General features: G+C 36.8%; 11 protein-coding genes, 1 pseudogene and 1 riboswitch. Of the genes and pseudogenes, 10 read left to right on the top strand and 2 right to left on the bottom strand.

Annotated elements, in window-relative coordinates:
* Positions 1 to 123: 123 nt before the first annotated feature.
* A pseudogene (locus SPD89_RS08285) lies at positions 124 to 605 on the top strand (tetratricopeptide repeat protein).
* Positions 606 to 669: 64 nt separating this feature from the next.
* On the opposite strand, the gene trpB reads toward SPD89_RS08285, so the two are convergent.
* Both trpB and uraA read right to left on the bottom strand, forming a co-directional pair.
* A complete protein-coding gene (gene trpB / locus SPD89_RS08280; RefSeq protein ID WP_336261490.1) occupies positions 670 to 1830 on the bottom strand; it encodes a tryptophan synthase subunit beta in 1161 nt (386 codons plus the stop codon).
* 68 nt (positions 1831 to 1898) lie between these two features.
* Positions 1899 to 3182, bottom strand: a complete 1284-nt coding sequence (gene uraA / locus SPD89_RS08275) for a uracil permease (protein ID WP_336261489.1) — start codon at positions 3180 to 3182, stop codon at positions 1899 to 1901.
* Between the two features lie 433 nt (positions 3183 to 3615).
* Between uraA and SPD89_RS08270 the strand changes: the two genes are divergently transcribed.
* The 9 genes from SPD89_RS08270 (at position 3616) to SPD89_RS08230 (ending at position 13308) form a co-directional block, all read left to right on the top strand.
* Complete coding sequence (locus SPD89_RS08270; RefSeq protein WP_336261488.1) at positions 3616 to 4248, top strand: NUDIX hydrolase; 633 nt, start codon at positions 3616 to 3618, stop codon at positions 4246 to 4248.
* A gap of 16 nt (positions 4249 to 4264) precedes the next feature.
* Complete coding sequence (locus tag SPD89_RS08265) at positions 4265 to 4519, top strand: glutaredoxin family protein (protein ID WP_336261487.1); 255 nt, start codon at positions 4265 to 4267, stop codon at positions 4517 to 4519.
* Positions 4520 to 4673: 154 nt separating this feature from the next.
* Positions 4674 to 5699, top strand: a complete 1026-nt coding sequence (locus SPD89_RS08260) for a sugar-binding transcriptional regulator (protein ID WP_336261486.1) — start codon at positions 4674 to 4676, stop codon at positions 5697 to 5699.
* Positions 5700 to 5725: 26 nt separating this feature from the next.
* Positions 5726 to 6733, top strand: a complete 1008-nt coding sequence (gap, locus tag SPD89_RS08255; RefSeq protein WP_336261485.1) for a type I glyceraldehyde-3-phosphate dehydrogenase — start codon at positions 5726 to 5728, stop codon at positions 6731 to 6733.
* A 660-nt stretch (positions 6734 to 7393) separates the two neighbouring features.
* Positions 7394 to 8578 (top strand): phosphoglycerate kinase, encoded by a 1185-nt coding sequence (locus SPD89_RS08250; RefSeq protein ID WP_336261484.1) that lies wholly within the window; start codon positions 7394 to 7396, stop codon positions 8576 to 8578.
* A gap of 12 nt (positions 8579 to 8590) precedes the next feature.
* Positions 8591 to 9352: a triose-phosphate isomerase gene (tpiA, locus tag SPD89_RS08245; protein WP_336261483.1), complete on the top strand. Its 762-nt coding sequence runs from the start codon at positions 8591 to 8593 to the stop codon at positions 9350 to 9352.
* A complete protein-coding gene (gene gpmI, locus SPD89_RS08240) occupies positions 9349 to 10881 on the top strand; it encodes a 2,3-bisphosphoglycerate-independent phosphoglycerate mutase (RefSeq protein ID WP_336261482.1) in 1533 nt (510 codons plus the stop codon). Before tpiA ends, gpmI begins: the two co-directional genes overlap by 4 nt.
* 220 nt (positions 10882 to 11101) lie before the next feature.
* On the top strand, positions 11102 to 12388 hold the full coding sequence (eno, locus tag SPD89_RS08235; protein WP_336261481.1) for a phosphopyruvate hydratase: 1287 nt from the start codon (positions 11102 to 11104) through the stop codon (positions 12386 to 12388).
* Between the two features lie 275 nt (positions 12389 to 12663).
* Positions 12664 to 13308, top strand: coding sequence for an SDR family oxidoreductase (locus tag SPD89_RS08230; protein WP_336261480.1), 645 nt, complete (start codon positions 12664 to 12666; stop codon positions 13306 to 13308).
* 314 nt (positions 13309 to 13622) lie between these two features.
* A riboswitch (cobalamin riboswitch) is annotated at positions 13623 to 13820 on the top strand.

The following is a 13820-nucleotide window of genomic DNA, read 5'->3' as shown; positions in this document are numbered from 1 at the left end:
ATTCCGTTTTAATCTTTAGCTTTTCTGAATCTATTTCAGGGTACATGAAGCGATGGATTATTTTTAGTATTTCTTGTTATATATAAATTCGGAATTATCGTGAACGAGGAAAGAGGGGGAGACGTGAAAGAAGAGATTAAACGAGCAATAGAGTTGCGTAAAAAATCAGAACTAAAACAATCTAATCGATTATTAATGAAACTGGTAAGAAAATTTTCAAATGATCCTTATGTAAACTTCAATGTGCATGGAGTTTTGATGTGCTAGGAGAGGAAACAAAAGCTGTTCCGTATTAAAAGGAAACAAAATTGGGGTTATCAGGGAAAGACTTGGAAAAAGCAATTATTGGATTGGGGAGCACATATCGAGCGATTGGAAATTATGAAAACTCAAAAAATGTTTTTGAAAAAGGTATCAATCAGTTCCCCGATAACAGGGTAATATAAGTATTCTATTCGATGACCCTATATAATTTACAAGAACATCAAGCAGCTATGAAACTACTGCTTACATGTTTAATGGAGACGACTAAAGATAGTGAAATGTTAAGTTATCAAAAAGCAATTGATTTCTATGCACCACGGTTAGAACAGATTTGGGGTTAATTTTATACATAAAAAAGACTGGCAAGATGTGGCAGAAAAGAAGTAATCATCTTGCCAGAATTTCTTATAATTTTTCCATTTGAAACACTTGGTCAACGTCCTTATCCCCGCGACCTGATAAATTAACAATTATAACGTCATCTTTTGTAAGTTTTTTTGCAAGTTTTATTGTATAAGCAATTGCATGGGAACTTTCAAGTGCTGGGATAATTCCTTCTACTTGCGACAATTCCTTAAAGGCCTCCAAAGCATCGTCACCGGTAATGGTTACATATTCAGCACGGCCATTCGTTTTTAAAAAACTGTGTTCTGGTCCAATGCCAGGATAATCTAGCCCCGCTGCAATCGAGTGAGTTGGTGCTGGTTCACCGTATTCATCAAGGAGAGTGAGACATTTAAATCCATGAATGATAGCAGGAACTCCCTCGGTAATGGATGCAGCTTCTTTCGGCTCAACACCGATTAAACGTACATTTTCTTCTTCGATATAATTTGCGAATGCTCCAATTGCATTGCTTCCTCCACCAACACAAGCTACTACAGCTGTAGGAAGTTTTCCTTCTTTTTCTAAAATTTGTAGCTTAGATTCTTCGCTAATTATCGATTGAAAATGTTTTACCATTGTCGGATAAGGGTGTGGACCAACAGCAGAGCCAAGTAAATAAAAAGTAGTTTGATAGTTTTCAATTAAATCGCCAAGTGCCGCATCTACCGCATCTTTAAGTCTTCCTTGTCCAGCTTCTACTGGTACAACTGTAGCTCCTAGTAATTCCATGCGAAACACATTTAAGGCTTGTCTTTCAGTATCATGTTTTCCCATATAAATTGTACAAGGAATATTAAACATCGCACATGCTGTAGCCGTTGCAACACCATGCTGCCCAGCACCAGTTTCAGCAATAACACGAGTTGCACCCATTCGCTTGGCAAGTAAAATTTGTCCAATCGCATTATTGATTTTGTGTGCACCCGTATGGTTTAAATCTTCACGCTTTAAATAAATTTTTGCACTGCCGATTTTTTGAGTTAAATTTTGTGCAAAGGTTAATGGATTGTCCCTACCTACATATTCTTTTAAATAATATCGAAACTCTTCTTGAAATTCGGGGTCATCTTTATATGTTTCGAACGCCTCGGCTAGTCCTTCTAAAACGGTTTGTAAATCTTCTGGTACGTAGCTGCCGCCAAATTCACCAAAGAGACCATTTTCAACCTTTTCTACCATCTCGTAAGCCCTCCTTTTAAAAATATTATAATCTATATATACTGGAAAGACTATCCCGATTTTGAAAATTATTCATTCGATAGATTTAGTACCTCTAGTATTTTAAAGAATAATCCGAGAATAATTGCAACAACAGTCGCAAGCCCCATTCCGGTTAATGCTACTTTCCCAATATTGATTGATGCACCACTAATGCCAATGACAAGAACAACAGAGGTTAAAATTAAGTTTTGGGATTTCGAATAGTCAATTTTTGCTTCAACGAGCATCCGGATTCCACTTGCTGCAATAATTCCGAAAAGAAGTAAGGAAATTCCACCCATAACTGGTGTTGGAATCGATTGAATAAGTGCTGCAAGTTTTCCAAAGAATGATAAGATGATCGCCATCACTGCAGCCATACCGATGACCCAAGTAGAGTAAACTCGTGTAATCGCAAGTACGCCAATATTTTCTCCATAAGTAGTGTTTGGTGTGGAGCCGAAGAAACTAGAAATAATTGTTGATACCCCGTTACCAATAAAAGAGCGGTCTAACCCAGGGTCTTTCGTTAAATCTTTACCTACAATATTACTAGTTACAAACAAATGACCGATATGTTCAGGAATTAGCACGAGTGCAGCGGGCAAGATGATAAATACTGCTGACCAATCAAATTTCATCGTATAAAGTTCTGGCATTGTTATCCATGTAGCTTCTCCAACAAGGTCTAATTGAAGCAGTCCGAAAAAGTAGGCAATAATATAACCAGAAGTAATACCTAATAAAATTGGAATGATTTTTAAAAATCCACGCATCGTTACCCAAAATACAATCGTAATTAATAACGTTAATAGAGCGACAATTGCGGATGTTGAATCCATCTTCCAATTAGCACCGGCATCGGCAGGTGCAATCCATCCAGCCATCTCTGCTGCTACTGGAACGAGTTCAAGTCCAATAACTGCAACGATTGCTCCCATTGCAGCTGGTGGAAACAAAACATCGATCCAACTTGTACCAATAAATTTAATAATGATACCAACGATAGTTAAAACGATCCCAACCATTAAAAATCCACCTAAGGCATAGCTGAAACCCTCTTCGCCATTATATTTCCCAAGTACAACGAGTACTGGCGAAATAAATGCAAAACTTGACCCTAAATAAGCAGGGATTTTTCCTTTTGTAATGAATAAATAAAGGATTGTTCCTATCCCGTTCATGAGTAAAATGATTGCCGGGTTTACACCAAAAAGGATTGGAACTAACACAGTTGAACCAAACATAGCAAATAAATGTTGAATTCCTAGTGGTACACTCTGTTGTAATGGTGGTCGTTCATGAACTTGAATCTCATTATATTTTGCCATCTGTTTTTTCTCCTTTTTTATTCTCCTTCATGTGAACAATAAAAAACACCTTGATAACAAGGTGTTTTGTACATACGTATACTATAGACGTATATCAAAAGAGATATACGTATCTGTCGTTCACCTTGCTAGCCTCACGGGACTAAATTAAAGGAAAATATTAATTTTTATTATATTAATTGTCACATAAAAAAGAAAAATGTCAATGGGAAATATCTGCCTAAATATTAAAGCGCTGAATTATTTAAGAAAACGCTGAATTCTTGGTCGAGATCGCTGAATAAAAATTAGATTCGCTGAATTGAAGAACATTTGCGCTTAATTGTTGAACGAAATCGCTGAATCAATACTTTACATCCTTCGTGAAGGCGCTATTTTTTCATTTTTTACTTACTCTTAGTATAATAGAATTGATTGTGTTGGAGATGATAATGTGGATGCTCAAACTATATTAAAGAAATTAATTAACCGGCAACCTTCTATAATGGATCAAAAAGTTTTCAAACAATATGCTGTACTGCTGCCGCTTGTCGAAATTGAGAAAGAGATTCATATTTTATTTGAAGTACGCTCCCTTAAAATGAGAAACCAGCCAGGTGATGTTTGTTTTCCAGGGGGGAGGATCGATAAAAATGATGCAAATGCGCTCGCATGCGCAATTAGAGAAACAACGGAAGAGTTAGGGATAACTCCTGCCACGATTAGGCATGTAATCCCATTGGATTATATAGTTGCTCCGGAAGGGCGAGTAATATATCCATATGCGGGAGAAATCATGAGTTTAGAAAAAATGGTTTTAAATAAAGCGGAAGTTGCAGAAGTATTTACAGTTCCACTCACCTTTTTTCTTGAAAAAGAACCGGATATTTATTATGTAAATTTAGAAGTTGTTCCTGAAGCAAACTTTCCATATCATCTAATCCAAGATGGTGAAAATTATGATTGGCGCACTCGCAAGGTAGAAGAACTTTTCTATAAATATAATGATAAAGTAATCTGGGGCTTAACAGCAAAAATAATTAAGCATTTTATAGAAATAATCCGAAACAAAATAAAGTATACTTAATGTAAGGATGACAAACATGGTAAAACTTGAATTTTATACGAAGCATAATTGTTCTTTATGTGACGATGCCTATGCGCTTATCATGATGCTGAAAAATTATTATTCGTTCGAATTAGAAGAAAGAGATATTTATACAAACGACAGTTGGTTGGAGGAGTATCAACTTTTAATTCCGGCTGTACGAATTAAAGATACATTTTTAACGTGTGAAAAAATGAACTTAAAACAATTAGAAAAAGCGTTACAAGAAAATATAGAAATAAATGATTGATTTTTCATTAAAGTGTATGATAGAATTTAAAAAGGAGTATTATACACTGCTTATTTTTTTACACCAAGTGGGACAGAATAATAACAACAGGGACGAAATCGACCCTGATGTTTAAGTGCAGTAGTTTTATCCTTCACGTTAAAGGAGTTTTTTTGTGAAAGAGTTAATTCATCTACAAAAAATAATCTACCCAGATTTACTGGAAACAATGCAAAAAAGGTATACCGTTCTTTATACGATTCATCTTTTTCAGCCGATCGGTAGAAGGGGAATCGTCGATCACACAAGTATGCCGGAAAGATATATTCGTAATGAAATTTCCTTATTACAAGAGCAAGGATTAATTGATATGACGACTAAAGGAATGTTAATTACGAATGAGGGGAAAAATATTATCGATCGACTGCACTCTTTTATTCGTGAGGTTTCAGGTTTGATTTCTTTAGAGAATAAACTAAAAAGTAAAACAGCAATTGAAAATGTCATTATTGTTGCTGGAGATAGTGATGTAGAACCGTATGTAAAGCAAGCACTGGGTAGGGCAACAGTACAATTTTTGAAGACAGTCATTAAGGATAACGTTACAATTGCAGTTACTGGAGGAACAACCATGGCTGCTGTAGCAAATGCTATGGTTCCATTGGAAGGCTTTGAATGTTTATTTGTACCTGCCAGGGGTGGTGTTGGTGAAAAGGTAGAGAACCAAGCGAACACTATTGTTGCCCAAATGGCGAAGGCTGAAAAAGGGGACTACCGACTATTGCATGTTCCCGATCCCTTAAGTGAAGATTTGTATCAATCTATGATTAAAGAGCAATCGATTATGGAAACACTGAATTTAATTAAGCATGCAAATATTGTAATACATGGAATAGGTGATGCACTGACAATGGCCAAGCGAAGGAAAACTTCAGCCAATACTGTCCAGCAATTAATTAATGAACAAGCAGTGAGTGAAGCATTTGGTTATTATTTCGACAAAGAAGGGAATATTGTTCACAAAGTAAGAACAATTGGAATCCATTTGGAAGATTTAAAGAAAATTAATAAAGTTATTACTGTCGCTGGGGGAAAGTCAAAGGCTCAAGCAATTGCCTCTTATATGAAACAAGGCAAAAGTGATGTGCTCATAACTGACGAAGCAGCAGCGAATGAGATTGTTAAAAAGTATTTATTATAAAAAACAAAAAATAGGGAGGAAGTCAAATGACTGTAAAAATTGGTATTAATGGATTTGGACGAATTGGAAGGAATATTTTTAGGCAAGCATTAAAGAATGATGATGTTGAGGTAGTAGCAATTAATGATTTAACAGATGCAGATATGTTGGCACATTTACTTAAATATGATTCAGTACATGGAAGACTTGATGCAGCGGTAGAAGTGGATGGGGATGATCTGATTATAAATGGTAAGAAAATCCATGTGTACTCCGAACAAGATCCGATCAACATTGGTTGGAAAGATCATGATGTTGAAGTAGTGATTGAATCAACAGGCCGCTTTACAAATCGAAAAGATGCAAGTAAACATTTAGAAGCTGGTGCAAAAAAAGTTATTATTTCTGCCCCGGCTACAGATGAAGATATTACAATTGTAATGGGTGTTAATGAGGACAAATATGAAGCGGATAAACATGATATTCTTTCAAACGCATCATGTACAACAAACTGTTTAGCCCCTCTTGCCAAAGTATTACATGATAAATTTGGTGTTAAGCGCGGGTTGATGACAACAGTTCATGCGTATACAAATGATCAACAAATTTTAGACTTACCTCATAAAGATTACCGTCGTGCTAGATCAGCAGCTGAAAATATTATTCCGACGTCAACAGGTGCAGCAAAAGCAGTTGGAAAAGTACTACCTGAATTAAACGGCAAATTCAATGGTATGGCAATTCGGGTTCCTGTTCCAGATGGCTCTGTTGTCGATTTAGTTGCAGAATTGGATCAGAATGTAACGGTTGAACAAGTAAATGCTGTCTTAAGTGAAGCTGCCGAAGATGAGTTAAAAGGTGTTTTAGAGTACTCAGTTGAGCCGCTAGTATCAACAGATATTGTTGGTAATACACATTCTTCTATTATTGATGGACTTTCAACAATGGTTCTAGAAGATAATATGGTCAAGGTAGTTTCATGGTATGATAACGAAATGGGTTACTCTTCCCGTTGTATTGATTTAGCGAAATTTTTAAAAGAAAAAGGACTATAATAAAGTCAACATCTTACGCACAATATAATTAGGCTGGTGCAATAGAATTTTAATCATAGAAAAATCCGAACTATAATTCAAATTTTTTCAATTAAAGTTTGTATTAGCTCGGATTTTTTTATCAGTGTCTTTGTACCGTCTCAAATAAACTGCGACATAAGAGTCTACATGTTATGTATCAATGCCATGTCTGAGACAACTCACATATTGCGAATTGACTCGACATCTTTGAAAACGACTCGACATGTTCGCAATCGACTCGACGTCTTAGAAAACGACTCGACATGTTCGCAATCGACTCGACGTCTTAGAAAACGACTCGACATGTTCGCAATCGACTCGACATCTTAGAAAACGACTCGACATGTTCGCAATCGACTCGACATGTTCGCAATCGACTCGACATCTTAGAAAACGACTCGACATGTTCACAATCGACTCGACGTCTTGGAAGAATGACTCGACGTCTTGGAGGTCGAGTCATTCTTCCCATTGATGATTAAATAATTATGTCGCAGTATCCTTCAACTATGGATTTAAGAACTTAGTTATTTCCCAACCTTCTTTTATTCCATATAAAAATTATGTATTTGGAACAGACTGACGTATAATGGAAAAGGATATGTAACAACGTGAAGAAATGTAAAGGGGTTTTTTCATATGAACAAGAAAACATTAAAAGAAATAACGGTAAAAGGAAAAAGAGTTTTTTGTCGTGTAGATTTTAACGTCCCAATGCAAAATGGAACGGTTACAGATGATACACGGATTAAAGCTGCAATCCCAACTATACAGCACTTGATTGATCATGGTGCAAAAGTAATTTTAGCAACCCATTTGGGACGCCCAAAAGGTGAAATAGTAGAAGAATTACGACTTGATCCTGTTGCAAAACGGTTAAGTGAATTGCTTGGAAAAAAAGTTGCAAAAACAAATACTGTAATTGGTGAAGAAGTGACCCAGGCAATTGCCGCTTTACAAAACTGTGATGTGCTATTACTTGAAAATGTCCGCTTTGAGATTGGGGAGGAAAAAAATGATCCAAACCTTGTTAAAGCTTTTTCGGAAATGGCTGATATTTACATAAACGATGCATTTGGAACGTCCCATAGGGCACATGCTTCTACAGCAGGTGTAGCCGAACAACTTCCTGCAGCTGCCGGGTTTTTAATGGAGAAAGAAATTGAAGTACTCGGAAAAGCATTAGCGAACCCGGAACGACCATTTACAGCTATTATTGGTGGGTCTAAAGTAAAAGATAAAATTAATGTGATCGATAAATTTTTAGATATTGTTGATAATTTGTTAATTGGCGGTGGACTTGCTTGTACATTTTTAAAAGCAAAAGGGTATGAAATTGGAAATTCTTTATTAGAAGAGGATAAAATAGATTTAGCGAAAGAATTTATGAAAAAAGCGGAAGCAAAAGGTGTAAAGTTTTACATTCAGACAGATGCAGTTGTGGCGGATGCGTTTAAAGAAAATGCAAATAATAAAACAGTTGCAGCAAATGAGATACCAAAAGGATGGATGTGCCTCGATATTGGCCCTGAAACAGCAGCAACCTACCGTGATGTTATTGTTAATTCGAAGCTCGTAGTTTGGAACGGACCGATGGGTGTATTTGAAATGGAAGCATTTAGCGGCGGAACAAAAGCTGTCGCAGAAGCGCTTGCAGAAACAAAAGGATATACAGTGATTGGCGGCGGTGATTCAGCAGCTGCAGTAGAACAATTTGGATTAGCAGATAAGATGGATCATGTGTCTACGGGTGGTGGAGCATCGCTTGAATTTATGGAAGGAAAAGATCTTCCAGGAATTGTTGCACTAGACGATAAAGAGTAAGGAGAGTATCTAATGCGAAAAAAAGTAATTGCGGGAAACTGGAAAATGCATAAAACAAGACAAGAAGCTAAGTCGTTCATTGAATCAGTAAGAGATATTGACACAAATGAGCAAACAGAAGCGATTATTTGTGCCCCGTTTGTATATTTACAAAGCTTAGTTGAACAGACAGAAGGTACAAATATTAAAGTAGCTGCTCAAACAATGCATTTTGAAAAAGAAGGTGCATTTACGGGAGAAGTAAGTCCAGTTATGTTAAGTGATATTGGTGTAACTCATGTCGTGATTGGTCATTCTGAGCGACGTGAATATTTTAATGAAACAGATGAAACAGTAAATAAAAAAGCTCTCGCTGCTTTTAAACATGGTCTCATTCCAATTGTTTGTGTTGGTGAATCATTAGAACAGCGTGAAGCAAATGAAACATTAACTCATATAGCGAATCAAGTAAAGGTAGCTTTAAGTAATTTGAGTGATGAGCAAATTAAAAAAACAATTATTGCTTATGAGCCGATTTGGGCTATTGGTACAGGGAAAACTGCGTCAAGTGAGGATGCAAATGAAGTGTGTACACATATTCGTGAAGTAATTCGTCAACTAACTTCAGAGAAAATTGCTTCCCAAGTTACTATTCAGTATGGTGGGAGTGTAAAACCAGCCAATATTGAAGAGTTACTTAAAATGAGCGATATTGACGGAGCGCTTGTTGGTGGAGCTAGTCTTGAAGCGGATTCTTTTAAACAATTAGTGGAAGTAGGGAATAATGCATCATGACGAACTTAGCAGCAATTATTATTTTAGATGGGTTTGGATGCCGAGCTGAGGAGCAGGGAAATGCGGTAGCTCAAGCAAAAAAACCAAATTTTGATCGATATTGGAACAGTTATCCGCATAATCAACTTCAAGTAAGTGGTCTTTCTGTTGGTCTCCCAGAAGGACAGATGGGGAATTCGGAAGTTGGTCATTTAAATATCGGAGCAGGAAGAATCGTTTTTCAAAGTTTAACCAGAATAAATAATGCAATTGCTTCAGGCGAGTTTTATAAAAATACAATTTTTCTAAAAGCATTAGAACAAGTAAAAGCAAAAAATAGTGCCCTTCATTTATTCGGATTATTATCAGATGGTGGGGTTCACAGTCATATTGATCACTTGATTGCACTATTAAAATTAGCACGAAAAAGAGAGATAGAAAAAGTTTATATCCATGCATTTTTAGATGGACGTGATGTAGGACCACAAACAGCATTAGAATACATAGAACAGATTGAAAACGAAATAAAGGCAATTGGAGTAGGAAAGTTTGCAACAGTCTCAGGACGTTATTATGCGATGGATCGGGATAAGCGTTGGCAACGAGTAAAATTGGCGTATGATGCAATTAAAGACGGTAAAGGACCTAAATTTAACAGTGCTGAAGCAGTTGTCCATGATTCATACGAAAAGGAAGTGTATGATGAATTTGTTTTACCTTCAGTCATCATGAATGAGCGTGGGGAAGCGGTTGGTCCGGTTAATGATGATGATGCTGTTATATTTTTTAATTTCAGACCAGACCGAGCAATTCAATTATCGCAAACTTTCGCAAATGGGGATTTTAAAGAGTTTGACCGAGGGAAGCGTAAACTAGAAAATCTATTATTTGTTCAAATGACAAATTTTAGTGATACGATTCATGCACCGATTGCTTTTGATACAATTAATCTAACGAATACGGTCGGTGAAGTCCTTGCAAAAAATGGCAAAAAACAGCTGCGTATTGCAGAAACTGAAAAATATCCACATGTTACGTACTTCATGAGTGGTGGACGTGAGGAAGAATTTGCCGGAGAAAAGCGAATCTTAATCGATTCCCCTAAGGTCGCAACGTATGATCTTAAACCAGAGATGAGTGCTTATGAAGTAACTGATGCATTACTCGAAGAACTGGAAAAAGGCGAATTAAATGCTGTAATTTTAAATTTTGCCAATCCAGATATGGTTGGACATTCAGGGAAATTAGAACCAACGATTAAAGCCATTGAAGCTGTTGATGAGTGCTTAGGGAAAGTGGTAGACAAAATTATTGAATTTGGTGGAGAAGCGATTATTACAGCTGATCACGGGAATTCCGATGAAGTTGTTACACCTGATGGTAAGCCAATGACCTCCCATACGACAAATCCAGTACCAGTGATTATAACGAAAAAAGGAATAACGGTTCGTAATGATGGTATTTTGGCAGATTTAGCACCAACAATGTTAGATTTATTAGAAATAGAGAAACCGGAAGAAATGACAGGAAAATCATTAATAATTGATTAATTTTGGATCGAATTTCAGGTTGTGAATTTTCAAGATGTCAAGTCGTTAACTAAGACGTCGAGTGGATTTTCAAAATTTCGAGTCCTCACCAAGACGTCGAGTGGATTATCAAGATGTCGAGTCCTCACCAAGATGACAAGTCGATTTTCAACCCGCATTAGTCCTAAGCTTTAAGAAAATTTTATTAAAAAATATATTCGATATAAAGGAGAGATTTGTAATGCCTTATATTACAGATGTTTATGCAAGAGAAGTACTCGACTCTCGTGGTAACCCAACTATAGAAGTCGAAATTTCAACTGAATCAGGTGCATTTGGAGTTGCTTTAGTTCCAAGTGGAGCGTCAACAGGAGAATATGAAGCTGTTGAACTAAGAGATGGTGATAAAGATCGCTACTTAGGTAAAGGTGTTTTAAAAGCAGTTGAAAATGTTAATGAAAAAATTGCTCCAGAACTGCTTGGGCTTGATGTAACTCGTCAAAATATCATCGATGCGATTATGATTGAGCTTGATGATACAGAGAATAAAAGTAACTTAGGAGCAAATGCTATTTTAGGCGTTTCCATGGCAGCAGCCCATGCAGCAGCATCACACTTAAATATCCCTCTGTATAATTATTTAGGTGGATTTAATGCAAATGTTCTACCTGTACCGATGATGAATATTTTAAATGGTGGAGAACATGCAGATAATAATGTGGATATCCAGGAATTCATGATCATGCCGGTTGCAGCACCTTCGTTTAAAGAAGCTGTGCGTATTGGAGCTGAAATTTTTCATGCACTTAAAAAAGTCTTGCAAGATAAAGGGCTTAATACAGCCGTAGGTGATGAGGGTGGATTTGCACCTAACTTGTCCTCCAATGAAGAAGCATTACAAACAATTGCAGAAGCGATTGAAGCAGCAGGATATAAAGTAGGAGAAGAAGTTCAACTTGCAATGGACGTTGCTTCATCTGAATTTTACGAAGATGGAAAATATAATTTAAAAGGTGAAGGTGTTGTTCGTACTTCCGAAGAAATGGTCGATTGGTATGAAGAATTAATTGAAAAATACCCGATTATTTCAATTGAAGATGGACTCGATGAGAATGACTGGGAAGGTCATAAACTACTTACAGAACGGATTGGTACACGTGTGCAATTAGTTGGAGATGATCTTTTCGTAACAAACACAGAAAAACTTGTACAAGGCATTGAACAAGGTGTTGGAAACTCTATTTTAATCAAAGTGAATCAAATCGGTACGTTAACTGAAACGTTTGAAGCGATTGAAATGGCAAAACGTGCTGGTTACACTGCTGTTATCTCTCATCGCTCAGGAGAAACAGAAGATGCAACGATCGCAGACATTGCTGTTGCAACAAATGCAGGACAAATAAAAACTGGTGCACCATCACGAACAGACCGTGTGGCAAAATATAATCAACTAATCCGGATTGAAGATGAACTTGCAGGAATTGGTGAATATGCTGGATTAGAAGCTTTTTATAATTTGAAAAAATAACAAGGTTTATTGAAAAATCATCAGTGTGATAGAACGCTGATGATTTTTTTATTGGGATAATTGTTCCCTTCCGTGGTTAAATCGCGAAATGCGTGGCTACTGCTTTCCCCCGTGGTTATTACATGTTTTACGTGGTTAAATTACAAACTTCGTGGTTAATTTTGCTTTGCCGTGGTTAAATCGTGAACTCCGTGGTTAAAAAACAATTCATTTAAAATAATCTTCAAACTCCATTACAATGTACATAAACACTCGTTTAAGAAAGGGGTATGAAAGTGAACGTATTGGTAGTAGGTGCAAACGGACAAATTGGAAAACAGCTCATCGACTTATTAAAAGAGAGTGACCATACACCTGTAGCAATGGTGCGAAAAGAAGAGCAGGCAAACACTTTTCAACAAGCAGGAGTAGAAGCTGTAGTAGCAGATTTAGAAGGTAGCGTTGAGAAAATAGCAAAAGCTGCTGACGGCTGTGATGCCGTCTTATTTACTGCAGGGTCAGGTGGTCATACTGGAGCAGATAAAACTTTATTAGTAGATCTCGACGGTGCGGTAAAGACGATCGAGGCTACTAAGCAAGCTGGGATCAAGAGATTTATTATGGTAAGTGCATTTCAGGCAAATAACCGAGAATATTGGAATGAAAAAATCCGTCATTATTATGTCGCTAAACATTATGCTGATAAAGAATTGTTAAGAAGTGGATTAACGTACACGATTCTGCGACCAGGTGGACTAACGAATGATCCAGGCACTGGAAAAGTGTTGATAGGTGAAAACTTATCCGGAAGGGGAAAAATTTCAAGAGCTGATGTTGCTAAAATAGTTTTTTCCTGTTTGGATAATGAAAAAACGTTCAACCGTTCATTTGATGTAGTAGAAGGGGAAGAAGCTATCGAGAATGCTTTAGAGAGATTATAGAGGATGTTCAAAAAGTCCGGTAAAAATGGCACTGCGAATTTCGCACGAATGCTTGCTTTTCCGCTCCTTGAAAAAGGAAAGCACTTTTTCTGCGTGCTAGAAGCGTTTCCTTGGAAAAGAAGATCACTTTTTCTGTGTGCCAGATCTTTGCTCATGTATTTAAAAGCATACATTCCGCTGACGGGAGCTGCGCCGCCTCGAACTTCTTGGTCCTTTTTATCCTTTTCATTCATTGCGGCGTCTGTAAAGACATGGGAGTTTTGAACACGCACTTATAGTAATAAAAAAACTTAATGATATAATGAAGATATAAACTGAATATAGGAGAAATAGGTGTAATAAAGAAATTATCTTTATTGCTTAAAAGGGAAACCGGTGAAAATCCGGTGCTGTCCCGCAACTGTGTATAGGAGCAATTCGAAATAATCCACTGTTTTCATGATTATGAAGACGGGAAGGATCGAAAAGCGATGATTATGAGCCAGGAGACCTGCCTATTTGATCTCGTACAT

The sequence above is a fragment of the Pseudogracilibacillus sp. SO30301A genome (genome assembly GCF_037072025.1).
Classification (GTDB): Bacteria; Bacillota; Bacilli; order Bacillales; family Amphibacillaceae; genus Pseudogracilibacillus.
The sequence above is the reverse complement of the archived record's forward strand: the minus strand, read 5'-3'. Positions and strand labels throughout refer to the sequence as shown.